The 25,975-nt window shown below is 61.3% G+C and carries 19 protein-coding genes and 1 pseudogene; 11 read left to right on the forward strand and 9 right to left on the reverse strand.

Annotated elements, in window-relative coordinates; genetic code table 11:
- Positions 1-116: 116 nt before the first annotated feature.
- The 7 genes and pseudogenes from TU84_RS16350 to TU84_RS16380 all read right to left on the reverse strand — a co-directional run bounded on the left by TU84_RS16350 (position 117) and on the right by TU84_RS16380 (position 10,125).
- Positions 117-1,772, reverse strand: coding sequence for a dipeptide ABC transporter ATP-binding protein (locus TU84_RS16350; RefSeq protein WP_048370730.1), 1,656 nt, complete (start codon positions 1,770-1,772; stop codon positions 117-119).
- Positions 1,769-2,599 carry an ABC transporter permease gene (locus TU84_RS16355; protein WP_048370823.1) on the reverse strand — a complete coding sequence of 277 codons (831 nt, stop codon included), beginning with the start codon at positions 2,597-2,599 and terminating at the stop codon, positions 1,769-1,771. Before TU84_RS16355 ends, TU84_RS16350 begins: the two co-directional genes overlap by 4 nt.
- An 84-nt stretch (positions 2,600-2,683) precedes the next feature.
- Positions 2,684-3,940, reverse strand: coding sequence for an acyl-CoA dehydrogenase family protein (locus TU84_RS16360; protein WP_048370732.1), 1,257 nt, complete (start codon positions 3,938-3,940; stop codon positions 2,684-2,686).
- A gap of 25 nt (positions 3,941-3,965) precedes the next feature.
- A complete protein-coding gene (locus TU84_RS16365; RefSeq protein WP_048370734.1) occupies positions 3,966-4,898 on the reverse strand; it encodes an ABC transporter permease in 933 nt (310 codons plus the stop codon).
- Positions 4,895-6,592: pseudogene (locus TU84_RS16370) on the reverse strand (ABC transporter substrate-binding protein). The gene TU84_RS16365 and the pseudogene TU84_RS16370 overlap by 4 nt, the downstream one beginning before the upstream one ends.
- 49 nt (positions 6,593-6,641) lie before the next feature.
- Positions 6,642-8,771, reverse strand: coding sequence for a TonB-dependent receptor family protein (locus TU84_RS16375; protein WP_241486414.1), 2,130 nt, complete (start codon positions 8,769-8,771; stop codon positions 6,642-6,644).
- A gap of 253 nt (positions 8,772-9,024) precedes the next feature.
- Positions 9,025-10,125 (reverse strand): LLM class flavin-dependent oxidoreductase, encoded by a 1,101-nt coding sequence (locus tag TU84_RS16380; protein WP_048370737.1) that lies wholly within the window; start codon positions 10,123-10,125, stop codon positions 9,025-9,027.
- Positions 10,126-10,386: 261 nt separating this feature from the next.
- On the opposite strand from TU84_RS16380, the gene TU84_RS16385 reads away from it, so the two are divergent.
- The 8 genes from TU84_RS16385 (at position 10,387) to TU84_RS16420 (ending at position 19,408) form a co-directional block, all read left to right on the forward strand.
- On the forward strand, positions 10,387-11,271 hold the full coding sequence (locus tag TU84_RS16385; RefSeq protein WP_053225257.1) for a transporter: 885 nt from the start codon (positions 10,387-10,389) through the stop codon (positions 11,269-11,271).
- 154 nt (positions 11,272-11,425) lie between these two features.
- On the forward strand, positions 11,426-12,283 hold the full coding sequence (gene thiM / locus TU84_RS16390) for a hydroxyethylthiazole kinase (protein WP_048370739.1): 858 nt from the start codon (positions 11,426-11,428) through the stop codon (positions 12,281-12,283).
- Positions 12,284-12,385: 102 nt separating this feature from the next.
- A complete protein-coding gene (locus tag TU84_RS16395) occupies positions 12,386-13,216 on the forward strand; it encodes a sulfurtransferase (protein WP_048370741.1) in 831 nt (276 codons plus the stop codon).
- 16 nt (positions 13,217-13,232) lie between these two features.
- Entirely contained in the window at positions 13,233-14,342 is a 1,110-nt protein-coding gene (locus TU84_RS16400; RefSeq protein ID WP_048370742.1) for an LLM class flavin-dependent oxidoreductase, read from the forward strand.
- Between the two features lie 191 nt (positions 14,343-14,533).
- The gene (locus tag TU84_RS16405) at positions 14,534-15,040 is read left to right on the forward strand and encodes a sigma-70 family RNA polymerase sigma factor (protein WP_048370828.1); all 507 of its coding nucleotides are present in this window, start codon (positions 14,534-14,536) and stop codon (positions 15,038-15,040) included.
- The gene (locus TU84_RS16410; RefSeq protein ID WP_048370745.1) at positions 15,037-16,020 is read left to right on the forward strand and encodes a FecR domain-containing protein; all 984 of its coding nucleotides are present in this window, start codon (positions 15,037-15,039) and stop codon (positions 16,018-16,020) included. Before TU84_RS16405 ends, TU84_RS16410 begins: the two co-directional genes overlap by 4 nt.
- An 80-nt stretch (positions 16,021-16,100) precedes the next feature.
- Positions 16,101-18,521: a TonB-dependent siderophore receptor gene (locus TU84_RS16415; RefSeq protein WP_048370747.1), complete on the forward strand. Its 2,421-nt coding sequence runs from the start codon at positions 16,101-16,103 to the stop codon at positions 18,519-18,521.
- Between the two features lie 173 nt (positions 18,522-18,694).
- Positions 18,695-19,408: a hypothetical protein gene (locus tag TU84_RS16420; protein WP_048370750.1), complete on the forward strand. Its 714-nt coding sequence runs from the start codon at positions 18,695-18,697 to the stop codon at positions 19,406-19,408.
- Positions 19,409-19,466: 58 nt separating this feature from the next.
- Here the strand turns inward: TU84_RS16420 and TU84_RS16425 are convergent, their stop codons facing one another.
- Entirely contained in the window at positions 19,467-20,501 is a 1,035-nt protein-coding gene (locus TU84_RS16425; RefSeq protein WP_048370752.1) for an alginate lyase family protein, read from the reverse strand.
- 522 nt (positions 20,502-21,023) lie between these two features.
- Between TU84_RS16425 and TU84_RS16430 the strand changes: the two genes are divergently transcribed.
- Both TU84_RS16430 and TU84_RS16440 read left to right on the forward strand, forming a co-directional pair.
- Entirely contained in the window at positions 21,024-21,542 is a 519-nt protein-coding gene (locus TU84_RS16430) for a cysteine hydrolase family protein (RefSeq protein ID WP_048370754.1), read from the forward strand.
- Between the two features lie 918 nt (positions 21,543-22,460).
- Positions 22,461-23,894: an aldehyde dehydrogenase family protein gene (locus TU84_RS16440; RefSeq protein WP_048370758.1), complete on the forward strand. Its 1,434-nt coding sequence runs from the start codon at positions 22,461-22,463 to the stop codon at positions 23,892-23,894.
- Here TU84_RS16440 and TU84_RS16445 read toward each other — a convergent pair.
- Positions 23,891-24,787 carry a LysR family transcriptional regulator gene (locus TU84_RS16445; RefSeq protein ID WP_048370761.1) on the reverse strand — a complete coding sequence of 299 codons (897 nt, stop codon included), beginning with the start codon at positions 24,785-24,787 and terminating at the stop codon, positions 23,891-23,893. The two genes, TU84_RS16440 and TU84_RS16445, sit on opposite strands and share 4 nt — an antisense overlap.
- 332 nt (positions 24,788-25,119) lie before the next feature.
- Here TU84_RS16445 and TU84_RS16450 point away from each other — a divergent pair, with 332 nt between their 5' ends.
- Positions 25,120-25,908: an SDR family oxidoreductase gene (locus TU84_RS16450; RefSeq protein ID WP_048370762.1), complete on the forward strand. Its 789-nt coding sequence runs from the start codon at positions 25,120-25,122 to the stop codon at positions 25,906-25,908.
- The last annotated feature ends 67 nt before the right edge of the window (positions 25,909-25,975 follow it).

A 25,975-nucleotide genomic window follows, 5' to 3' on the forward strand; every position in this document is an offset into this window, starting at 1 on the left:
GTCACTCAGGGGTTCTCGGTGAGGATACGTTTTGCACGGTTTCGCCCTTACGGCATGGCACAAGCCAGATCAAAAGATCGCGAGACAAGCTCGCTCCTACAGGGCGTGAATCAGGGTTAAATGGCTAGCTTGAGGAAGTCGAAGGCCATGCGGCGGCCGCTTTCCAGGTGCGGGATGGCGTCCAGCAGGGCTTGGGTGTACGGGTGTTGCGGGTGGTCGAAGACGTCGCGCACGCGCCCGCTTTCGACGGCTACGCCGTCTTTCATGACCAGTACGTCGTCGCTGACGTGGTTGATCACGCCCAGGTCGTGGGAGATGAACAGGCAGGCCAGCCCCAGGCGCTGTTTGAGGTCGTCGAGCAGTTCGAGGATTTGCGCCTGCACCGAGACGTCCAGCGCCGACACCGGTTCGTCACACACCAGTATCTGCGGCTGCGCCGCCAGGGCGCGGGCGATGGCGATGCGCTGACGCTGGCCGCCCGACAGTTCAATCGGACGGCGCTCCAGCAGTGCCGCGTCAAGTTTGACCAGCACCAGCAATTCTTCCGCGCGCCGGGGCCATTCGCTGCGCTTGTGCCCGGCCACTTCCAGCGCTTCGTTGAGCACCCGGCGCACGCTGTAGCGCGGGTCGAAGGAGCTGAGCGGGTCCTGGAACACCACTTGAATGCTGCGCCGCAGTTGGCGTTTTTCTGCCGCAGACAGGCTCAGCCATGGCTGGCCCTTGATGTGGATGTCGCCGCTGTCCGGGGTTTCCAGACCGAGGATCATCCGCGTCAGGGTGGTTTTGCCCGAGCCGGATTCACCAACGATGCCCAAGGTTTTGCCCCGGCGCAGTTGCAGCGACACTTGGTTGACCACGGTGCGCTGTTTGCCGTCCGGCCCCTTGAAGGATTTGCTCAGACCGTTGACCTGCAACAGCGGCGGCGTTTGCTCGGCCTTGGCCGTGACGATGCTCAGCGGTGTACGCGCCGCGCTTTGGTTGCGGCGAAAGTGCACCGCCCTGCCCGTGCGCAGCAAGTATTGGGTGTAGGGATGCTGCGGGTCGTGCAGCACGTCGTCGACGTTGCCCTGCTCGACGATGATGCCGTTGTGCATCACCGCCACCCGGTTGGCCAGCCGCGAGACCACGGCCAAGTCATGGCTGACGATCAGCATCGCGGTGCTCTCGCCGCGCAGGGATTCGAGCAACGTCAGTACCTGCGCCTGCACCGTGGTGTCGAGGGCCGTGGTGGGTTCGTCGGCGATCAGCAAACGCGGGTTGCAGGCGATGGCCGAAGCGATCAGCGCCCGTTGGCGCAAGCCGCCGGACAATTGATACGGGTACTGGCGCGCGCGTAATTCCGGCTCGGGCACGCCCACCGCACGCAGCAGCTCGATGACTTTGGCATCGCGCTGCGCCCGGTCGAGGTCGGTGTGCAGGTGCAGCGGTTCAGCGATTTCCTTGCCCACCAGCCGCAAGGGGTCGAGGGAGCCCAGGGCGTCCTGCATGACAAAGCCGATTTGCGCGCCGCGTATTTTGCGCCAGGTGCGTTCATCGAACTGACGCAGGTCCTGCCCGGCAAACGCCAGTGTGCTGGCCTGAACCTGGGCACGGGCGCCGGTGAGCCCGGCGAGGGTGCGCGAGGTCACGCTTTTGCCCGAGCCGGACTCGCCCACCAGCGCCAGGCACTCGCCGGGATGCACCTGGAAGCTCACGCCCTTGAGAGTCGGCGCCGCGTGCGCGCCAAAGCGCACATAGAGGTTTTGCACATCGATCAGAGGTTGTGTACTCATGCCCGTTTCCCTTCGCTGCGACGCAACAGTTCGCGGCCGATCGCGCTGATCGAGACCACGGTCAATGTGATTGCCAGGGCGGGCCATGCGACCAGCCACCAGGCGTTGGCCAAATAGTTGCGGCCCATGGCGAGCATCCCGCCCCACTCCGGCGCTGGCGGCGCGGCGCCAAAGCCCAGAAAGCTCAAGGCCGCGCCGTTGACGATGTTGCCGCCAATGCCGATGGTGGCCAGGATCAAAATCGGTTTGATCGCGTTGGGCAGCACGTGCCGCCAGATCACCAAATGCCGGGGCAGCCCCAGGGTGGTGGCCGCTTCGACGTAACCGGCGCCGCGCACCACCAGAGTTTGCGCCCGCACCAGGCGCGCATAACGCGGCACGTTGGCGATGCCGATAGCGAGGATGATGTTGAGCTGGCCCTGGCCGAAGAAGGTGATGATCACCAGCGCCAGCAACAGGTCGGGAAACGCCAGCAACACGTCGATCACGCGCATGACGGCGCCGTCCAGCCAGCGTGGGCCGAGCCCGGCCGTCAGGCCCAGCAAAGTACCCAGCAGCAGGCCGACCGCGGTGGCGGCCACGCCCAATACCAGCGACGGGCGCACGGCGTAGACCAGCCGGGTGAGGATGTCGCGGCCGTTTTCGTCGGCGCCCAGCCAGAACAGGCTGCTGGGGGCGCCAAAGGCCAGACGCGAGTTGGCGTCGAGCGGGTCGCCCGCCACCAGCCAGCCCGGCTGGATGGCCGCGATCAACAGCAGCAATACGAACAACCCGGCCAGCAAGAGGCCCGGGCGTATCGCCCAGCGCCGCGTACTGCGCGATTGCATGGCGAACAAAGGCTCGGCCTGAATCACGCTGGCAACGGCGCCTGGGTGGATGGACTGGCTCATGTGCAACTCCTGATGGCGGGCTTAAACCGCGCTGGCTTCATCGCGGGTGGCGCCGTGGGCGCTGTCCTGCTCATGCAGGGCACGCCAGGCCGCGCCGGGGCTGATGCCGTTGAGGTAGTAATTGCCCAGCGCCCGCTCGCGGTAGATGGCCGGGTTGTGCGAGGCCAGGGTGCGGGCGTTGCGCCAGTGCCGGTCAAGACGGCGGGCCTGACTGGTGGCCGAGGCGCCGCCGACTTCGAACAACAGCGTGGTGGCTTCGAGCACTTGCTCCAGCACCACTTGCTGGGCCTGGAAGGTGCGAATGTCGGCGTCGACGTAATCGGCTTCCTGCGCGCTGTCGGTCAGTTCAGCCTGATGCACGCCTTCCAGAACGTTGGCGGTGGCCAGCACCAGACTTTCGCTGGCGTAGGCCAGGCTCGACAGGCGGCCGATCACCCGCTGCACCAGCGGGTCATCCTTGGGGCTGGACTGGCCCGGCACGCCAAACGCGCGGGTGCGGCCCTGCACAAAAGCCGTGGCATCGCGCAAGGCGGCCCGGGCGATACCGGCCAGCGTGGCGAGATGGAACAGTTGGTAAAAGGATGAGATGTACGATTCGGCGCGCAGCTCGCCGGGTTTGAAACGGCGCAGCACGTGTTCTGGGGCCACTGCGACCTGGTCGAAGCGCGTGGTGCCGCTGCCGCTCAGGCGCTGGCCGAAACCGTCCCAGTCGTCTTCACGGGTCACGCCCGGCGCATCGACGGCCACCACCACGCTGAAAAAGTCTTTGTCGTGCATCGCCACCGCCGCCACCCAATCGGCGTAGATAGTGCCGGTGCAGTAATATTTTTCGCCGTTGAGCACCCAGCCCGCGTCTTCGTTGTGCGGGTCGTTGGGCGCCAGCGACACCGAATTGGTGCTGCTGTCACTGCGCTCAGCCATGGCCGCGCCCCACAACTGTCCGGCCACCACCTTGGCAAACCAGTAATCCTGCGAGGCGGCGTCGCGGCTGGACAAGCGCCCTTCTACAAAACCGAAATGCGCACGCACGATCTGCGGCAGGTTGGAGTCGGCTTCGGCCAGGTCAATCAACAGCTGGAACAACACCGGCAAGCTGACGCCCGCGCCGCCCAAAACCTGGGGCACACGCAGCGCTGTGAAGCCCGCCTCGCGCAGTTGGTTGACGGCGTCAAAGGCCAGTTCGCGGTGCTGCTCGCGCTCGATGGCCCCGGCCGCGATCTGGTCGAACAGCGGTTGGAAACGCGCCTTCAATGCGCGGTAGGAAGTGGTGTCGGTCATGGCAAGTCCTTGCGAAAAGATGGCGTCACACGGCTTTCGCACGCGGGTCCACCAGGTGATTGATCAGGTCGACGAGAAAATTCACGACCACATAAATCGCTGCCGCCAGCAGGGTGATTCCCAGCAGCAGCGGCACATCCTTGGTGTTGGCGGCGTCGAGCATCAGGCGGCCGATGCCCTGGCGCGAGAACAGCAGTTCAATCACCACCGCCCCGCCCAGCAGGCTGGCAAACACAAAGCCGGACAAGGTCACCAGCGGCACCAGCGCATGGCGTAAGGCGTGCTTGAGGCGCACCCCGGTTTCAGACAGACCACGGGCGCGGGCCATAGCGATAAAGGGCTGTTCGAGGGTGTCTTCGAGTTCCTGGCGCAACACCTGGCTGAGCACCGCCGCCACCGGCAAGGCCAGGGCCACGCTGGGCAGGATCAAGGCTTGCCAGCTGTTGGAGCCGGATGGCGGCAACAGGTGCCAGCCAAACGCGAACACCAGCAGCAACCCCAGGCCGATCACGAACGACGGCGCTGACGACAGCACCAGTTCTGTGCCCGACACCAGCGAGCGCACCCACGGCGCCCGGTTGGCACTGAGCACCGCCACCACCACGGCCAGCAGCACCGCCAAAGCAGCAGCGCTCAGCGACAGTTGCACGGTGGCGCCGAGTTGCCCGCTGATGACCTGCCCCACGGGCCTGCGCAAGTTATACGAGTCGCCCAAATCACCCTGGGCCAGGCGCCCCAGGTACTGGCCGTATTGCACGATCAAGGGTTGGTCGAGGCCATATTCAGCGCGCACCTGGGCTATCAGCTCGGCGCTCGGGTTGGCCCCCGGCCCGCCGAGAATAGCCATCGCCGGGTCGCCCGCACTCAAGTTGATGGCCAGAAAGGTCAGGGTTGCCGCGCCCCACAGCACGCCAATGCCGGACAACAATCGACGAAGGATCAGGCGCAGCGGGTTCATTTGGCCTCCTGGTCGAGCCAGACCGTGGTGAAAATCGGAGTGTTGTGCGAGGTGTCGAAGATCAAGCCCTTGACCGCGTTGCGGTAGGCCACCAGCACGTGGCTCTCGTACACCGGCGCTGCCGGGACGTTTTCGGTGAGGCGTTGCTGGGCGATGCTGTAGAGCTTTTGCAACTCAACCGGGTCGGTGGTCTGCCGTGCAGCGCTGAGGGCGACGTCCAGTGGCTCGTCGCGAAAACTGCCGATGTTCTGCCCGATAAAGCTCGGCGTGCTGATGGATTTGCTGTGGTAGAGGATGTACAGGCCGTCCGGGGTGTTGGTGTGCCAGTAGCCCGCGGCGATGACCTGAAAGTTGCCGGCATAGCGTTTTTCGAGGATTTGCGGCAGCGGCGCGATGTCGATGGTTAGTTGGAAGCCGACCTTTTTCAGGTCCGCCTGAATCGCCACGGCAATGCTGCTGGGGTAGGCACCGGTTTCGTAAGTCAGCAACTCGGCCGCCAGGCGCCGGCCATTTTTAACCCGATAGCCTTCGGCGTCGCGCTGCTCCCAACCGGCGCTGTCGAGCAGGCGGTTAGCTTCGGCCACGTCGTACTTGAGCACGTCTTTGTAGGCCGGGTCGTAGAAACGCGTGTTGCTGGCCAGAAAATCGCTTTTCGGCTGGTACTCGCCAAAACCGGCGATCCAGGCAATGCCATCGCGATCAACCGCTTTAGTCACGGCACGGCGCACCACCACGTCCTGAAACGGGAACTTCTCGGTGTTGAACTGCAGGCTGCGAAACGGGTTGCCCTTGCGGATCAGGCTGCGGATGTGCAAATCGGGGTTTTGCCGAATGGCCTTGGCGTTTTGCGCCGGCGCATCGACGGTAAAGTCGGATTGCCCCGACTCCAGCGAGCTATAGCGGATCATCGCCTCGGGCACGATGCTCACCTCCAGGCGGTCGAGGTAGGCCTCGCCCTGATGCCCGGTGACTTAGGGTGCCCAGTGGTAGCCCTTGCGCTTGACGAAGTTCAGGCCTTGGTCGCGCGTATAGCTTTCGAGCACAAACGGCCCGGTTCCGATGGGATGTTCGGCAATGGATTTGGGTGCCTCGACGATCTGGCGCGGCGACAGCATGCTCAGGTACGACTGCGCCAGCACATCGAGAAACGGCGAATAGGGTTCGCGCAGGTGCGCTTCGAAGGTGTACTCATCAATGATGCGACCGTCCACGTACGGGGCGATGTAGGCCGCCGCCAGCGGTGATTTGGTCTTGGGGTCACGCATGTGTTCGAGGTTGAGCTGTAGCGCGCGGGCGTTGAATTTTTCGCCATCGCTGTACGTCACGTCGTCACGAAGATGAAAGGTGTAGGTCTTGCCATCTGGCGAAATCTCCCAGGACTTGGCCAGCCAAGGGGTGATGTTGCCCTGCTCGTCCTGGTACACCAGGCAGTCAAACAGGATGCGCCCCAGCCATTGCGTGTTGCCGTGGGAAATCGAGTGCAAATCGAGCGTGGTGGTGTCGGATGAAGTCGACAGGCGCAGCGTGCCGCCCGGTTTGCCGGGGCTGCTTTCGCGGTAGTCATCGGGCTGGCTGGCGCTGGCATCGGCATTGACGACGATGGCGCGCGGCGCTTCGCTGGCCGGTTTGCAGGCGCCCAGCAGCCCGATACCGGCGATCAGCGCCAGGCGGGCAAGCCTTGTGGTCAGGGTCATGTGCTTCCTCCACCAGCGCCGCGCACTTCGCGACGCTGGCCGCGCAGGCTTAGAAGTTGTAAGTCACGCCGGTAAAGGCGCCGAAACCATCACCGGGGTACAGCACCGCCGTGTCTTTGCCCTGCACGTCATACGACGGTGCCACGGCAGTCACGTAGGCCTTGTTGGTGAGGTTTTTCAGGTCCAGGTACACCTGCCAGGTTTTGCCCGGATCGTCGAAGCCAAAGCGTGCGCCCCACAGGGTGTAGGACGGCGCGTAGAAGCTGTTGGCGTAGTCCACGGCCGTGCTGGAGGCGGTGCGCACGTTGACCCCGGCATACAAACCGTTGGCAAACTGGTACTGCAATTCGCCCTGGTAGATGTGCTTGGGCAAGCCCGGCAGTTCGTTCTTTTTGAACAGCGGATCGTTTTCGTAGTGGAAGTCGTTGAGGGTGTACGCCTGACGCCAGGTCAGGGTGTCGCCATTGGCGCCTTCCCACAGGCGAGTGCTCAAGCCGGCTTCAATGCCTTGGTGAATGGTCGGTGTGGCGTTGGACGTAGACACCACGGCAGCCGTGGTGGCGGTGGCCGGAAGCACCTGCACGTTGAGCAGCTCGTTTTTCACCCACGACTTATAGAACGCCAGGCTGCCGTCGAAGATGCCGTATTTGCCCTTGATGCCGAACTCCACGGTGTTGGCGGTTTGTGGCACCAGTGGCTTGGTGTAGTTGGTGGTGACGCCCGAGCCGGAAATCGACCAGGAGCTTGGCGGGTCGATGGTGCGGCTGACGTTACCGAACAGTTGCACGTCGGGGGCGATGTAATAACGCAGGCCAATACGCGGGGCGAACCGCCACTCATCGTAGAGGTACTCACTCGGCAGGCCGCTGGTGTTGGGGCGGTCGCTGTACGAGACCTTGACGTTGCGCTTGATCTGGATCGCCGACACGCCGGTAGACAGGTATAGGTTGTCGGTCAGGCCCAGGTCGTTGCCGAGGCTGAACACGTGGTCAAACGAACCGTCGTACTTCACGTCTTTTTGCAGGATGCCGAGGTCTTTATTGCCTTTGTAGGTGCGCACGCCAGCATTGATGTGCTGGGTGCTGGTCCAGCCCGCCGTGCTGGTGCTGGACAGGCCGAACAGGTGATCGGTGCGGGTGTAATTAAGCGAATAGTTGATGTCGCGCCAATCCCAGTAGTTGGGGTTAACGGTACTTTTGCGGCTGAGAATCTGCGGGTAGTCGTGGTACACCAGCCCGGCTTCGAGCTTGGCGTCATCGTCAAAGGTGTAGGTGGTTTTGCTGCCGATCCAGGTGGAGCCGAGCTTGGTAGAATCGCCGCGCGTATCACGGGTGGCGATGTTGGTTTGTGACGGTTTTTTCTTCAACTGCGCCAGGGTCAGCTGGCCCGAGTTTTCGTGGTATTCCTCGCGATAACGCAGGTACACGCGGGTTTCCAGTTTGGGGCTGAAGCGGTAGCCGAAGTTGCTGACGATGCCTTTGGCCTTGGTGTAGGTGAAGTCCTGGAAGCCGTCGCGCTTGGAGTTGTCGACACTGACAAAGTAGTCGGCATCGCCCACCACACCGCCGGTGCTGAGGGTCTCTTTTTCCCAGCCGAAACTGCCGCCTTCGACCTTGATGCGCGTGCCCGGTGCCGTGCGGCCGGTGTTGGTGACAAAGTTGATGGCGCCGCCCAACGACAAGGCGCCGTATTCAAAGGCGTTGGCCCCGCGCAGCACTTCGGTGTAGTTCAGGCCCTGGGTGTCGAGCAACTCATAAGGCGTACCGCCCGCGCCGGTCAGCGCCAGGCCGTCAAAGAGGAACTTGGTGCCCTCCCGGAAATACCCCGGTGAGGTGTTAGCCCCGGAGCCACGAATCGAGATCTTGATCGCATCGTTGCCGCCCGCCGCCTGGGCATACACGCCCGGCTGATAGGCCAGAGTGTCTTCAAGGGTGGCCGAGCGGCCCTTTTCGACTTCCGCCTGAGTGACCAGGCTGGTGCCGCCGGCCACTTCGTCGAGTTTGGCTTTCGCCGCTTGCACCTCGGTTTGTTGGGCGGCTTGCACGGTGACCGTGCCCAGACGTCGCTCGCCGTTCGGGCTGGCGTCATCGGCCAGGGCAAACGGGGCAAGGGTTAATAAGGCGCTGCTGACAGCGAATAAGGAGGAATGCCGTTTAACAGCAGAAGTAGCCAAGTGCACGCGTTTCAAATTATTACCCCACCTGAATAGAAAATAGGCGAGTTTCTATTGGCATAGTCAATCTCACGATGACAACGCTATTGCAGCGAACGTGCCAACTGGCTAAGTGCCTTATTTGCGGGTGTTTCGGGTTTTAATGTTGTAAGTGCGACTGTTGCGTTACAGCGCTACTGCCGAACACGTGTTTGTTTCCCAACACTTGTAAAAAAGTGTTTATAAACTTTTGGCAGCACCTTAGATCAATAGTTGTTAATTAAACAAGTCGAGGTAACAGCAACTTAGCCACGTAGTCGGCTTCTTCTTGCAAGGGCCAACCCGACAGGCTGATGACATTAAGTCCGGCTTCTTGTTGATAAATACCCAGTGTATTCACAATACTGTCGGGCGATCCGACAAGGTACGCCGACGATGAGCCAGTCCCGAATACATCCAGCGTCGACCACGCTGTAATCCCGGCGTACAGGTTGTTTTCCAGGCGCAATTCTTCGAGGGTCGGCAGTTGCCGCTGACGTAGCCGGGCAAGCCAACCGGCACGCTTGGCATCCGGGGCGACAAAGTTGGCAAAGTTGAACTTGCCGCCACTGCGCCGCACGATGGATTCGTTTATTTTGTCGCGCAGCACCTCAACGCCGGTGGCTTCGAACATCGCATAAAAGTGCGCCAGCGCCTCGCTGTCAGTCGGCCTTACAACCACGCTGACCAAGGCGCCCAGCCCGCTGAACTGGCGCTTTGCAGCCTGCGCCGCCTGCTGCGCCTTGTGAAACTTTTCGCTCACGACCTCAACTTCTCGCAGCATGGTCATGTACACGTTGACCAACTCGCCGGCGTGATCCACGCCCGCCGTTGAATCCCCTGTGCCCCACAGTTGCACGCCGTCTTTTTGCTGCGGGTGGATTTCCAGCGGGGTATTCGGGAAGTAGGTTTTGCTGCCCTGGGCATACGAAAAAGCAAACTTGCGCCAGTAATCAATGCCCAGGGTGTAGCGGTCGGCATGGGAGGTGGTAATGCCGTAGCCCTGCATGATGTTGTCGCGCCCATTGACCAGATTGACCAACAACCGGCCCTGGGTCAGTTGGTCAAACGTGAGCGCTTGTTGGGCCAATAACTTGGCCGGGACCATGCGCGAATAAAAAGAAATCAGGAACTTGATGCGCCGGGTGTAACTGGCCGCAAACGAGGCCGATATAAAGGGATCATTCGGCCAAGTTGCAACATGCGCCCCATAAAACCCGCCCTGCTCTATGGTTTGCGCCAGCGCTCGATAACGCTCGAAATCAATCGGATATAACCCGCCCGGGCACCACGGATAAGTACCGTCGGCAAAGCTCAAATACCATAAAACTTTCAGGGCCACGGGAGTCTTCCTCTGTTCAGATTGGGCGAAGACTAATGAGCCTGTTTCGTGGCTGTCAACGCAGTACGCGGCTTAAATTTAAAGTCATAAGCTTATGTATTTACGGCATATGGACAGCTTTTTTATATCACTATCGTTAGTGATAAATGTGATTTTGATTATAAGCACGGCCTGCGTACGCTGATCACCACAGGAAACAACCGTCGCCCTTGCGGATTTCCACATCCCCGTAAACATGACGACAGACGTTTCAATAAACCCATGAAGAAGACCACTTACGCCTTACCGTTAACGCTGTTCAGCCTGCTATCCATCACCCAACAGACCCAGGCGGCTGAAGCCGATCCGGGTGATTACATTGCCGCGCCACCGGGTACTGATCTGGGGCTGTTGTATTACCAACATTCGTCGGCCGACACTTACCGCGATGCGTCGGGTAATAAAGTCGACGGCAGTAATCGGTTCAGGTCTGACATTGGCATTTTGCGTTACGTGCATTTTATGGAGGTGTTCGGCTACACGATTGACCCGCAAGTGGTGTTGCCGTTCGGGCAGTTGCATGACGCCAAAATCGGCGGCCAGTCCATTGATGGCAACAGCGGTATCGGTGACGTGCAACTGACCTCGACGGTGTGGTTGGTGAACAACCCGCAGGCGCGCCGCTGGTTTGGTATTTCGCCGTTTATCGTCGCGCCCACCGGCACTTACGATAAGCACGAAGCCTTCAACCTGGGTGAAAACCGCTGGAAGGGCATTGTGCAGGGCGGCTTTGTGCAGGGCTTCGGGCAATACTGGAGCTGGGACTTGATCGGCGACATCACCTGGTACGGTAAAAACACGGACGCCGGTGGCGGTGATCAGACGCTCAAGCAAGACCGCTCTTACCAGGTGATCAACTGGTTGAGTTATCACCCGACTGACACCTCCCATGTGTCGATCGGCTACTCCCACACCTGGGGCGGCGCGCAACAGCTGGACGGCGTGGACAACGGCACCCACACCCGGGTTGATCAGTGGCGCGCACTGTACGCCACCAACGTTACTGCCAAGGATCAGGTGCAAGTGACACTGGCCAAAGACCTGAACGTTCGCGGCGGGTTTGAACGCGACTATCAACTGAATTTGCGCTTGGCTCATGTGTTTTAAAACGAGAGAAAACCTGTAGTCGCTGCCAAGCATTTGGCTGCGATGGGTTGCGCAGCGACCCCAAACGGCGGCCCTGCTGCCCGCATCGCAGCCTTCGTACCTCGTCAGCGACTACAAAAAAATTGCGCTCAACTGTTTATCAACGAAGGTGTTTATGAGCTATCACTCCCCTGCCCTTGCTGCCCCGACTATTGAGTCTGTGATCGCCACGCACGCGGCGCTGCGGGCCAATACGCCGCTGGTGCAGTGCCTGACCAATGTGGTGTCGGCCAACTTTATGGCCAATGTGCTGCTCAGCGCCGGTGCCGCGCCAGCGATGGTCGACAACCCGGAAGAAGCCGCCGATTTTGCGCGCATCGCCGGGGCGGTGCTGATCAATCTCGGCACGCCGAACACGGCGCAGGTCGAAGGCATGCGCCTGGCCGTGGCCGCCGCCCATGACGCCGGGCGCCCTTGGGTGCTGGACCCGATTGGTGCAGGCGGGCTGGCCTGGCGTGGTTCGGTGGCCGCGCAGTTGCTGGCGTTCAAGCCAGCGGTGATTCGCGGCAATGCCTCGGAGATCATCGGGCTGGCCGGGCTGGGCAGCCATGCCCGTGGTTTTGACACCTCCAACGACCCGGCACAGGCGGTGCCCGCCGCCGTGCAGTTGCTGGAGCACACTGCCGCCGTGTCGGCCTCGGGCGCCATTGACCATGTAGTGGGCTGGGTCGCTGATGCACAAAACCCGCCGCGCCCGTGGCTCATCAAGATTGCCGGTGGCAGCGCCTGGTTGCCCAAAGTGACCGCGTCGGGTTGCTCGCTGGGTGCGCTGGTGGCGGCGTACACCGCCGTGGCCAGCGATTACCTGACCGCGCTGGTGAGCGCCCATGTGCACTTTGCCCTGGCCGCCGAACTGGCTGAAGCCACCGCCAAAGGGCCCGGTTCGTTTGCCACGGCGTTTATCGACGGGCTGGATGCGGTGGATGCCGACCTGATCCGCGCCAAGGCCCGGTTTGAGGCCTCAGCGCTGTAAATACGAGCTGTAGGAGCGAGCTTGCCTCGCGATCTTTTAACGATCAAAAGATCGCGAGGCAAGCTCGCTCCTACAGGGTTTTTGGCTTTTCAGGACAGGTATATGACCCGCCCGTTACTCAGCCTTGATGCGCTGTTGGCCCAACCCGATCACTGGACCGTGCTGGAAGCCAGTGCCACAGGGTTGCGCGAGCCTTTTGCCGCTGGCCACTTGCCGGGGGCGCGCTTGGCCGATCTGGCCAATCAGTTGTCGGACCCGTCGGCGCCGTTCCCTTATACACGGCCCGATGCCCAGGCCTTCATCACGGCGATGCGTGCGCTGGGGGTGAGCAACCAGCGCAAGGTGGTGATCTACGATCGCGAAAACGGCATCTGGGCCGCACGGGTCTGGTGGCTGCTGAAAAGCTTCGGCCACAGCCAGGTCTTTGTACTGGAGGGCGGCTTGCGCGCCTGGCTCGCTCGCGGGCTGGCGCTGGACACCACGCCCGAAGCCAACAGCCCCGGCGACTTCACGGCGGTGGATACACCGGGGTATTTCGTCGATCGCGCGTATGTGCAGCAGGTACTGGCCGGGCAACACAACGCCCGTTTGCTCAACGTGCTGCGCCGCCCGGTGTTTCGCGGCGAAGAAAGCAAATACGCACGCCCGGGCCATATCCCGACCAGCCTCAACCTGCCGTATATCGAGCTGACCGACCCGCACACCTACACCTTTATCCCGCGCCCCGCCCTGCTGGCAGCGTTGCAGACGTTTATCGAAAGCCCGCAGGTTGAGTGGGTGCTGTATTGCGGCAGCGGCATCACGGCGGCGGGGTTTGCCCTGGCCCTGGCGCTGGTGGGCGTTGAACACGTGAGCGTCTACGACGGCTCGCTGTGCGAGTGGTCGGCTGACCCGGCATTGGCGATGGACCTCGAACCGATTTCGAACCCTTGAATCAGGAACACGACTGATGGCAATTAAAGCACTGTGGTACCTCAGCATGGCCGACGGTCATTACCCCTGGATGGAGGACGGCATCTACCCGGTGGATTTCGACCGCTACCGCCGACTGGCCGAGACCATCGACCAGGGCGGTTTTTATGGCGCGCTGGTAGCCACATGGCCCAACGACCCGCTGGTGTCCGCCACTTCGGTGGTGGGCTTTACCCAAAAAATGCGTTTTCTGGTGGCCGCCTACGCCGGCATGACCGCGCCCAAGTTGCTGGCCGAACAAGCCCTGACCTTTGAAAAACTCAGCGGCGGGCGTTTGCTGTTCAACCACATCAATGGCCGCGAAGAACGGGCCAAAACCTACAACCTCACCGCCGGTCACGACGACCGCTATAAAAGCGCCGAACATTACTGGAAGGCATTTCAGGAACACTATCTGGCGGGTAATCCGTCGCTGTTCCCCAACACCCGTTTCAGCCTCGAACCTGTGCAAGCGGGCGGCGTGCCGCTGTGGGGCACGGGTGAGTCCCAGGCCGGTGTTGAACACGCGGGCAAAGTGGTCGATGTGTACCTGCTGATGCTGCGTGAAATCTCGATCATCAAGGACCGCTTCGACGCCGCCCGCGCTTCCGCCCATAGCCAGGGCCGTGAGTTTGCCGACATGGGCGCGCTGGCCAGCGTGACCGTGCGCAAGACCCGCTCCGAGGCTGAAAAGGCCTTTTATGCCCTGTTCGAAACCACCGGCGTCGACCTGCTGCGCAGCAAACTCGAAGAAGTGGTGGCCCGGCGCAGCAAGGGCGAACAAACCCTGGCCAGCTACCGCGCCCCGGATGCGCAGCGCCAGGAATGGGTGGATTACATCCTCAAGGGGCAACTGCCGCCGCTGGAGTCGCTGCGCCTGGAAAACAGCCTGTTTGCCGGGATGAGCGCCTGGTCGTCGCTGGACATCTTCGGCACCGGCTCATCGGCGGCGTACCTTGTGGGCGACGCAGACGCCATTGCGCAGAACGTCGAGGCGTATCACCAACAGGCCGGGCTGAGCGCGCTGATTCTGTCGGGCTGGCCGCTGATTGACGAAGCAAAACACGTGGCCGAGTTGCTGATACCGAAGCTGAACGAGATCGGCTGAATCCCCCCTGTGGGAGCGGGCTTGCTCGCGATGCAGGCAATGCGGTTTTTCAGATCAACCGTGGCGATGCCATCGCGAGCAAGCCCGCTCCCACATCAAACCAGTCTTACAAAGATGTACAGCCGGCAATTGCTTTTTCACGCAAGCACAAAAGATAATGAGATTAGTTACCATTCATTTCAGGTGTGCACGTGCTCAGCCCCGGCGATTCCCGATCTGTCCTGACCGACTTATACAGCGATCATCATCGCTGGTTGCGTGCGTGGCTCTATCGCCAGTTGAATTGCCCGCATGATGCCGCCGACCTGACCCAGGACACGTTCGTGCGCGCCCTCACCTCGCGCCAGCTCACGGCGTTGCAGGAGCCCCGGGCGTTTCTCACCACCATCGCACGCAACCTGCTCAACAACGTGTTTCGCCGACGCATGCTGGAGCGCGCCTATCACGAAGAGCTGGCGGGCCTTGAGCCCGAGTTCATGCCATCTGAAGAAGACATGGCGCTGGTGCGTGAAGCGCTGGAACTCATCGATCAGTTGCTCGATGGCCTGCCGAACCGCGCCCGCCATTGTTTTTTGTTGCACCGCCTGGACGGGTTGACGCAGCCGCAGATCGCTCACGCCATGGGCATTTCCCTGGCCACGGTCGAGCGCGACCTGCGCCGGGCATTTTTGCACTGCCTGAACACCCCGCAAGCATGAGCGCCCGTCAGGCCGATGAGGCCAACCGCGCGGCGGTGGACTGGCTGCTGCGCCTTGAATCGGCGCAGGCGGGCAGCGCCGGTCAGCAAGCCTTCGAGCATTGGCTAAACGCCGACCCTGAACATGCCCGCGCCTGGCAGCGGGTCAACACGCTGTTGAGCACGCCGCTGTCAGCGTTGCAGGAAGCCGAACGGCGCAGCCCCGGCCAATTGAAAGTCGCCAGTGACAGCCTGCGTTCGCTGCCTTCACCTTCACGGCGCCGAGCCGTGGGCGGCGGGCTGGCGCTGCTGCTGGGCCTGGTGACCGCGGGCGTGACCCAGCGCATCACGCCGCTCGGCGGGTTGCTGGCCGACCAGCGCACCGCCACCGGCGAGCGCCGCACGCTGACCCTGGCCGATGGCAGCCGCCTGAGCCTGGATGCGCGCACGGTGGTCGACATTCTGTTTGACGGGCTGCAACGCCGGGTGCTTCTGCACCAAGGCGCGGTGCAGGTCGACGTCGCCAAAGATGCCTCGCGGCCGTTTATTGTCGACTCCGGCGATGGCACGGTGCGGGCGCTGGGCACGCGGTTTATGGTGCGCAAAGACGACGGCGGCAGCCTGGCGTCGGTGCAGCAGCACAGTGTGCTGTTGACCAATCGTGCTGGCCGTCGGCAAACCATTGAGGCCGGGCAAGTGTTCGCCTTCACCGAACAGGGCATCGACCCTCAGACGCCGAGCTGGCGCAGCCGGGTTGACTGGGTCGAAGGCCGTATCGACGTGCGCGATGAACCGCTCGGGCAACTGATCGAGGCCTTGCGCCCCTATCGCGCCGGGCTGTTGCGCGTCAGCCCGCAAGCCGCGCAACTGCGGGTGTACGGGGTGTTTGCCCTGGACGACAGTGACCGCACCTTGCGTTCACTGGCCGAGACGCTGCCGGTGCAGGTGAACCGCCACGGCTTCTGGTTGACCACGGTGGATGTGCGTTCGGCCAACGTTTAAAAAAACTGAAAAAAGTTGAGGGGGTTTTGCGTAACGCGGGTCTTGGTTACTGAAAACACACCTATTACGAGCCCGCTTACATGCCCAACCTGCAGATTCGTCCTTGCCTGCTTGCCGCCGCGATCGCCCTGGCAACCGCTCCGTTTGTGTCCCATGCCCAGGCAGACCGCGACGCTGTTGCTGTCGCGCAAGCGTTCAACATCCCTGCAGGTGACCTTGGCGAAACCTTGAGCTACATCGCCCACCAGACGGGCGACATGTTGTCGGTCAACCCGTCATTGATTGCCGGCAAGCGCGCCCCGGCGGTGCAAGGCCAGATGAGCACCGCACAAGCCATCAATCAGGCCCTGGCCGGTAGCGGGCTGATTTTCAGCACCACCGCCAGCGGCGCCTACACAGTACTGCCGGGGGGCGCCCATGACTTGCCGGCCACCACCATCAGCGGCTCACAGTCCAGCTTCACCCAGGACAGCATCTCCAACGACAAAGGCTTTGTCGCACGGCGCTCCACCACCGCCACCAAGACCGACACCCCGCTGCTGGAAACTCCACAAGCGATCTCGGTAGTCACCCGTGAACAGATGGACAACCTGGGCGCGCAGAACCTGAGTTCGGCGCTGCGCTACAGCGCCGGTGTGAGTGCCGGGTTTTATGGCGATGACCCGCGTTATGACTGGCTAACTGTGCGCGGTTTCACCATGTCTCAGTTGGGTATGTTTCGCGATGGCTTGCGCTCATCCAACAACGGCATGTTCGGGCGCGCCGACTCTTATGGCCTTGAGCGCGTTGAAATCCTCAAAGGCCCGGCGTCGGTGCTGTACGGCCAAAACGCGCCGGGCGGGATGATCAACATCGTCACCAAGCGCCCCAGCGATGAGCCCTTTCATGAAGTGCAACTGGGTTACGGCAGCTTCGACAACAAGCAGGCGCGCCTGGACCTCAATGACGCCTTGAACGACAACGGCACTGTGCTGGGCCGCCTGACGATGAACGTGCGCGACAGCCAGGCGCAAATTGACCATGCCGTGGACGACCACGTGTACGTGGCCCCGGCTATCACCTTTCGCAACGACGACACGAGCCTGACCGTGCTCGCCAGTTATCAGCACGACACCAGCGGCTGGGGTACCTGGCTGCCGGCCAAAGGTTCGCTGGTGCGCGGGCCGACCGGGTATTTGTCGCATCACTTCTATGGTGGTGACCCGGACTTCAACACGTTCAAGCGTGATCAATACTCTTTGGGGTACCTTTTTGAACACCGCTTCAACGACACCTGGCTGTACCGCCAAAACGTGCGCGTCGACACCGGCAGCTACGATGCCAAGGCCGTGCGCAGCCTCGGTTGGATCGACCCGGACAACTCGGCTGTGTTGTTCCGTGATGCGGGCATTTACAAGCTCAACAGTGACGTCTACAGCTTCGATAACCAGTTGCAGGCGAACTTCGACACGCCGGGCATCGAGCACACCAGCCTGGTCGGTTTCGATTACACCTGGCAGCGCAGCAACAACCGTCAACTCAGCGGCCCTGCTTCACCGCTGGACTTGAACAACCCGGGTGCCGTGACCCCGACAGCCAAACCGACGGTGCCTTACCAGCGTGTGATTGATGTGGAGCAGATCGGCGCCTACGCCCAGCATCAGGTGAAGATTGACGATCACTGGATCGCCCGTGTTGGCGTGCGTCACGATCAAGCCAAAACTGACGTTGACGTGAACAACAATGGCCGCAAAGTCGGCGGCAACCTGGACCAAGGCGCCACCACCTGGCAGGCCGGCTTGTTGTACCTGTTCGATAACGGTTTGGCGCCGTACTACAGCTACGCCGAGTCGTTCTTGCCGACCACCGCGAACAGCGCCAACGGCAAGCCTTACAAGGCCACCACCGGCACCAGCCACGAACTGGGGATCAAGTACCAACCGCCGGGGAGCGACCTGCTGTTGACTGCGGCGGTGTTCGACATCGTGCAGAAAAACATGGTGACCACCGACCCGATCGACACGCGGATCATGATCCAGACCGGTGAAGTGGAATCCAAAGGTCTGGAGCTGGAAGGTAAGTACACGCCGACGCCGGGCCTGGACCTCACCGCCAGCTACAACTACCTCGATGCCCGCGTGACCAAAGACAACACACCGGGCAAAAAAGGCACTCGCTTCACCGACAGCTGGGGCACCACCAACCCGCGCCACAGCGCCTCGGCGTGGGCCGACTTCACCCACCAGGAAGGCCAGCTCAAAGGCTTGGGCTACGGGGTGGGCGTGCGCTACGTGAGTGGCCACCCGGACTACAACGACGACTACTCGCAAGTGCGCGAAACGCCCGGCTACACCCTGGTGGACAGCATGATCCACTACCAGTTGGACGCGCACTGGAACCTGCAACTGAACGTCGACAACGTGACCAATAAAAGCTACATCGCCAACAACTGCTACTTCCTGGACACCTGCTACTACGGCCCGCAACGGACCTTCCTGGCGAGCGCGCGTTATCGTTGGTAATGCCCTGTGAGCCTCTGTAGGAGCGAGCTTGTCTCGCGATCTTTTGATCGTTTAAAAGATCGCGAGGCAAGCTCGCTCCTACAGGGTGAGGTTCGCTAAACGTGACCTATTTTCGCTTGAGATTGTCAGAATCGTTACCCGACTGATCTTGGACAACCAACAAAAGGCCAGCCATGCCATTTGAAAAAAGCCTGAAAGCCACCCTGCTCGTGCTCCTTGCTGCCTCGCTAGGGGCTTGCCTGCCTTGGCCGCGTGAGCGCTCTGCTTACGCCGACCTGTGCCAGTCCGAGTATCAATTCAAGGTGCCGGGAGCGGACGGCAAGAAAACCATCATCCTCGAAACCTACTTATACGATCACACCGCGCAGTATTCAGATCGCCCGTTTGAGCAAGGTGTGTCCAAGACCTTCCCCGGTGAAACCTGGTCACGCAGGCACTTTTACATCCAGCTCATCGCCTACAACAAAGGCCGCATACGCCCGACGCGTTCAAGCAGTGGCGAGGCGCCCATCCCGATTCTCTACGACAGCCGTCAGGCCTACATCACCTTTGAAGACGGCTCACAGTTGAAAGCCCTGCCCGACGTGTACCTGGGTGACAAAGAGACCTACGACTACCCGCTGTATTACGAGAAATATGCGCGGACTTCGCCGTATGACATCAACAGCGATGAAGTGCACAGCCGTGTTCCGCGAATCACCAACAACAGCAGTTACGGCTCGGTCTATCTGATTTTCCCAACCGAAAAATTTGATGCCGATTCGAAATGGACGATCAACCTCGGCTCGATGGAGGTCGGCGGGCAAAAGGTCGATCTGCCACCGATGAAAACCTGCTATCAGCCGGTAAAAAAATGGATCGGCATTGAACCGCTGATGCGGCCGTAAACGCCCCACTCTGTAAAGAAAAAGCCCCGCCGAGCATTGCCCGGCGGGGCTTTTTAACTTACCGCCCCCAGCACGCGGCCATCCAGCCGCCCATGGGGTGCAACCGCTCAGACACGGCGGCGTATTTAGGGTTGAGCAACGTCGCCATGGCATACAGGCCGGTCGCCGACTGCGGGTTCCACAGGCCTGAGAACCCGCTCTCCCCCGCCTCGCGACGCTGGTCATCGAACTTGACGTGGGAGTGCACGAATTCTTCGTGGGTCTTGTCACCCTTGGCGTAAGGTGCGAGCCAGTCCAGCGCGTTCTCCAGGCTGGCGTCTGAAGCGCCCTTGAACACCAGCCAGTTTTGCCCGCGCAGACGCGCTGCCACGGCGGCCCGGGTCAGTGGCTCCAGGTCGTAGACCACATAGTGCAAGGCATCACGTTGCTCGACATCCACCGTTGAACCGCCCGGCCGCAGATTGCGCCCCAGTTGCTCAATAAACTGCGCCCGCGCCCGGGCAAACATGGCTGGATCCTCCAGCGCCACCGCTGACAGCGTCGCCAGCTTCACGCGGTGCGAGTTCCAGTTATTGATCCAGCGGCCATCACCCGGCTTGAAATTGTGTTCCATCTGATTGAGATAACCCTCACCCAACTCGCGGATAAAGCGCTGCGCCACAGCGCGCACCGGCGGCGGTAAATCTTCGCGGGTCATGGCATAGGCATCGATGTAAGCGTCCAGCCCGGTTTCATCTACCGGATTAAAGCTGGGCTTGTAGCGCGTACCCCAATCGTTGAGCAACCGCGACAGCGCTGCCAGATCAGCGGGTTGGTGCTGTTTTTGCCATAGCAGCGCCAAGTCGCGCATCAGCGGCCAGTCCTTCTTGGCCTCAAGGCTCTGATCACGAATGCCCTGATGCGGCAGCGTCCCTTCGGTGTGCACCCGCTCAATAGCCCGCGATTGCGGCAACAACTGTTTATTGACCTCATTGCGTAACTGCCCGAGCGGCCCCGAGTCGGTGTTCGTGCACCACGACGCCGCCAGGGTCGGGGCGCTCACCACGATGCTGAGCGCTAAAAAGAGCGGGTTGAGAATCGGCCGTTTGGTCATCGAAGGTCCTGAGAAAAGACGTCTGGTCAGTCGGAATTAGCCGTCTGTGGCGGGTTGGGACTCCTTGTTGAGAACTGTAGGTGACGGAAATTGAACGGCGGCTTACTGGGAGAGGGATTTCATGCGGGGAGCGCCGATTAGGGTCGCTGCGCAACCCATCGCAGCCTCGTACCTCGTCAGCGACTACAAGTTTTGGCGTACACACGCCCCGTAGCAGTTGCCGAGTTTAACGAGGCTACGTCTCCCGCAAACAACGCAATCCCTGTAGTCGCTGACGAGGCACGAAGGCTGCGATGGCATTAATCAGTCCACATCCCGCCTTGCCAGCCTGTGGCGATATTGCTAGTGTCGATTTATGACCAAATATTGCCTCACCTCGACTACCACCACCACGACCGCTAAAAGCGGAGCGTGCGAAGTGTCGTGAGCCAATAACAGACGAACCTCAAAGGCCCGCCAGCAATGGACAGGGCTTTTTTTATGCCCTTGTGTTGCTGGCTCATACGCAAGGAGATTCACCTCATGCACGCTCTATTGATACTCGATATGCAAGTGGGGCTGGTTCATGGCCCGGAAAAACCCTGGCGTGGCGAGGCGTTGCTGCAAACCCTGAACAGTCTGATGGACAAGGCCCGCAGCGCAGGAGCGCCGATTTTTCTGGCGCGTCATATCGGGCCGGTGGGTTCGCCCATCGAACCCGGCAGCCCGCTGACGATGATCGTGCAAGAACTGAAGCTTCAGGGTGGCGAGGTGGTATTCGAAAAACGCCGCCCTAATGCCTTTGCGATGACCGATCTGGCAGACAACTTACGGGCGCACGGGGCGACGGGTGTGGTGATCACCGGCATGAAAACTCAATACTGCGTCGACAGCACGTGCCGCGCGGCGCGTGACCTTGGCTTTGATGCGGTGCTTATTGCCGATGGTCATAGCTGTTCTGATACGCCGGTGATGAAGGCGCAGGATATTGTGGCGCATCACAACGCAACGCTTGACGGGCCGTTCTGCCGGTTGGTTCGGGCTGAGGAATGGCGTTTTTAGGTGAAAACCGCGCAATATTTGTAGTCGCTGACGAGGTACGAAGGCTGCGATGCGGGCCGCAGGACCGTCGTTTGGGGTCGCTGCGCAACCCATCGCAGCCTCGCCAAGCTCGTCAGCTCCTACAGGTTTTTTGGCGTACACGCCTCCCCCGTAGCAGTTGCCGAGTTTGACGAGGCTACGTCTCCAACAAACAACGCAATCCCGATGCGGGCCGCAGGGCCGCCATTTAGGGTCGCTGCGCAACCCATCGCAGCCTCGCCAAGCTCGTCAGCTCCTACAGGTTTTTTGGCGTACACGCGCCCCGTAGCAGTTGCCGAGTTTGACGAGGCTACGTCTCCAACAAACAACGCAATCCCGATGCGGGCCGCAGGGCCGCCATTTAGGGTCGCTGCGCAACCCATCGCAGCCTCGCAAAGCTCGTCAGCTCCTACAGGTTTTTGGCGTACACGCCCCCCCGTAGCAGTTGCCGAGTTTGACGAGGCTACGTCTCCAACAAACAACGCAATCCCTGTAGTCGCTGCCGAGGCACGAAGGCTGCGAAAGATCAAAAGATCGCGAGACAAGCTCGCTCCTACAGGTTTTTTGGCGTACACGCGCCCCTGTAGCAGTTGCCGAGTTTGACGAGGCTACGTCTCCCACAAACAACGCGATCCCGATGCGGGCCGCAGGATCGCCGTTGAGGGATCGCTCACGCCCTCTCAAACATATAAAAACCCAGAGGCCAGCTTACAAACATATGAATTTTTACAAATGTTTGACTGCTTTATGCTGCGCCCGCTTCTCGTAGGGGGAGGCGGTTCGTCGGGATGTCTGGGCAAGCAGGCCCTCGTCGGACACCAACGCCTGCGCCCTCTGCGCAGCCGACTATAGCCAGATCTTTGTGAATGCCGTGCACGGCATTCTGCCGGGAGCCAACCAATGAAAGCAGCACAGTACATCAACGCACAGTGGCTAGCGGGCGAAGGCGCCGAGCCGATCCGCGTGTTCGATCCATCCCTGGGCCAGCCGTTCGCTGAGCTGACGAGCGCCAGCGCAGCCCAAGTGGATCAGGCCATTGCGGCGGCGCGTGAGGCCCTGCCCGCCTGGCGCAATGTCGATGCATCGGTGCGTGCCGGTTACTTGAGGGGCTTTGCTGAGCAGCTCGAACAGCGCCGTGAGGCCTTGATCGCCCTGCAAATGCAGAACAACGGCAAGCCCCGGCACGAGGCCGTGGTTGATGTCGACGATGCTATCGCTACGTTCAACTATTACGCGACCCTGGCCGACGCGCTGGCGAGCAACCCGAACCCTGAAGTGCCGCTGTCGGTGCCCGGCTTTACCTCCCACACGCGGCTGGAGCCGGTGGGCGTTGTGGGTTTGATCGTGCCGTGGAATTTCCCGCTGGTGACCAGCGCCTGGAAGCTCGCCCCGGCCCTCGCGGCGGGTTGCACGGTGGTGCTCAAGCCGTCGGAGATCACCCCGCTGATCGAGCAAACCTACGGTGAAATTGCCGATGCCCTGGGCTTGCCGCCCGGCGTGTTGAACATCGTTTGCGGCAAGGCCGAGACCGGCATTGCGCTGAGCAATCACGCAGGCCTGGACAAGTTGTCGTTTACCGGCAGCAACGCGGTGGGCACGCAGGTGATGCACAGCGCTGCCGCCCATTGCCGCCCGATCACCCTGGAGTTGGGCGGCAAGTCGGCGATTGTGGTGTTTGAAGATTGCGACCTTGATCAGGCCGTGGAATGGATCGTGGCCGGGATCGCCTGGAACAGCGGGCAAATGTGCTCGGCCACCTCGCGCCTGCTGGTGCACGAGCGCATTGCCGATGCGCTGACCCAGCGTTTGCAGAGCGCTTTTGAGGCCCTGCGCGTGGGCAACCCGCTGACCGGTGAAGTCGATATGGGGCCACTGACCAGTCAGGCGCAATGGGCCAAGGTGAGCGAGTACTTTGCCATCGCCCGCGCCGAAGGGTTGCAGTGCGTGGCCGGTGGCAAGGCGTGGAGCGACCCCGGCTGGTTCGTCAGCCCGACCCTGTACACCGACGTGCCGTTGAACAGCCGCCTGTGGACCGAAGAAATTTTTGGCCCGGTGCTGTGCAGCCATCGCTTCAGTTCAGAAGACCAAGCCGTGGCGCTGGCCAACGACAGCCGTTTCGGTCTGGTGGCCACGGTGATCAGCGCCGACCTAGAGCGCGCCGAGCGGGTGGCGCAGGCGCTGGAGGTGGGCCACGTGTGGATCAACTCGATCCAGGCGGTGTTCGTTGAAACCTCCTGGGGCGGGACCAAAGGCAGCGGCATCGGTCGTGAACTGGGGCCTTGGGGGCTGTCAGCCTTTCAATCGGTCAAGCACGTGACCCGCTGCCTGGGTTAAAGCCCGTGCTCAAGCAGCAGATCGGCGATAAAGGCACGCACCGCCTCGCTTTGCGGGTGCCCGGCATGGGTGATCATGCTGTGCCGAACGTCGTAGCGTAACGTCGCTGGCTGCAGGGCACGCATGTGCCCGCTCTGCAGCCAGACCTGGGCGTAGTGAGTGGGCAGATACCCCAGATGGGTGCCGGCCAGCACGCCATGGACCACCGCCTCCATGTGATGCGCCGTGGCCGAGGCGCGATCCGGGATGATGGGCAGCACCTGATCGACCGGCAGGAAACCATGGCGAATCCAGTCACAGGCCTGAAGCTGCGCATGGCTGGGCGAGCGGATTGCGAACAGCGGGTGCGCCTGACCGCAGAAAATCCCGATCTCTTCCGAGTACAGCGGCTGATACGTTAAGGTCGGCAGCGGGCGGCTGAAATACGAAATGGCGATGTCCAGTTGGCCGTCAATTACCGCCCGCTCAAGCTCCGTGGGCGAGTTCACGAAAATGTGCAAATGCATGTCGTGTTCACGCTGATAAAAGCGCGCAATGGCGGCATCGACCCGAGCTGTCGGCAACGTCGCGATATTGTCCGCCAGCCCCAGATACAGATCCCCCACCAGCCGCCCGGCAAGGTCCTGGGCCTCATTGCGAAACGCATCCACCGCCCCGAACAGCACCGACGACGCCTTGAGAATGCGCTGGCCTTTTTCGGTCACGCGAAAGCCGCCTTTGCCGCGCTCACAAATGCGGTAGCCCAGACGTTTTTCCAGCCCGGAAATGTGCGTGCTGATGTTCGACTGGCTCATGTTCAACTCAGCCTGAGCCGCCGTAAACCCACCGCACTTGACCACCGTGGCGAAGATACGCAGCAGGCGCAAATCCATGTCCGTAACGTTTCTGATCACAGGGGTTCTCGATGGGGGGGCGGGTTTGTGCAATGTGTGGGAGCGGGCTTGCTCGCGAAGGTCGTTAACGATGACGTGTATTTACCGAGTAAATGAGGCGTTCTGAAGACCATCGCGAGCAAGCCCGCTCCCACTCTTGAGCAGTGTTGCTCTTAAGTGAACAGCAGGGCCTTAGTATCGGGGACCGACCAACGCCGGGGCAATGGCCGGGATGGAGGGCAGATTCTGGATTGACAAACAAACTGTGATCACATATCACTGTATTTGCATTTCTCAGCAGGCGTTCGCCGCTCAGCAGAACGCCCAAACAACAATAAGACAGGTAAAACGCTATGAGCATTGTGAAACGACTCACGCCTTATTCCGGGTTGAAAGTGCTGATTTCCGGGGGCGCGGCCGGTATTGGTGAGGTGATTGCTGCGGCCTATCTGGAGACCGGGGCCAAGGTACATGTGTGTGATGTCAGCGAGCAGGCGGTGCTGGCCTTCCGCGAGCGCTACCCGCAAGCGCTCGCCACCCAAGCCGACGTGTCAAACCCGGCCGAGGTCAAGCGGGTGTTTGAACTTCAGCGCGAGTGGGTCAATGGCCTCGATGTGCTGATCAACAACGCCGGCATCGCCGGGCCCACCACCGGCATTGAAAAAATCACCGAGGATGAGTGGGAGCAGTCGATCAATATCAACCTCAATGCCCAGTACCGTTTCGCGCATCATGCGGTGCCGCTGCTGGCTGAATCCGATCATGCACACATCATTCATATTTCGTCGGTGGCCGGGCGCTTGGGGTATGCCTGGCGCACACCGTATGCGGCGACCAAGTGGGCCATTATCGGGTTGATGAAATCGTTGGCGGCGGAGTTGGGCGACCGGGACATCCGGGTCAATGCGCTGCTGCCCGGCATCATCGAAGGCCCGCGCCAGGATCGCGTGATCCGCGACCGCGCAAAGCAATTAGGCATCTCCGAACCCGAGATGCTGAAGCAAACATTGAACAAAATCTCCCTAGGGCGCATGACGCCCCCGGACGATGTGGCCGCCATGGCGCTGTTCCTCTGCTCGCCCGCCGCGCAGAACATCACTGGCCAAGCCATCAGCATCGACGGCAACGTCGAATATCTCTGAGCCCCCTTTGCAGCAACGGCTTGCCAGCAGCCCGCTGGCGAGCCGTGTTTAAGGGCCTTTGAAACCT

It is taken from the genome of Pseudomonas helleri, from assembly GCF_001043025.1.
Taxonomy (GTDB): domain Bacteria; phylum Pseudomonadota; class Gammaproteobacteria; order Pseudomonadales; family Pseudomonadaceae; genus Aquipseudomonas; species Aquipseudomonas helleri.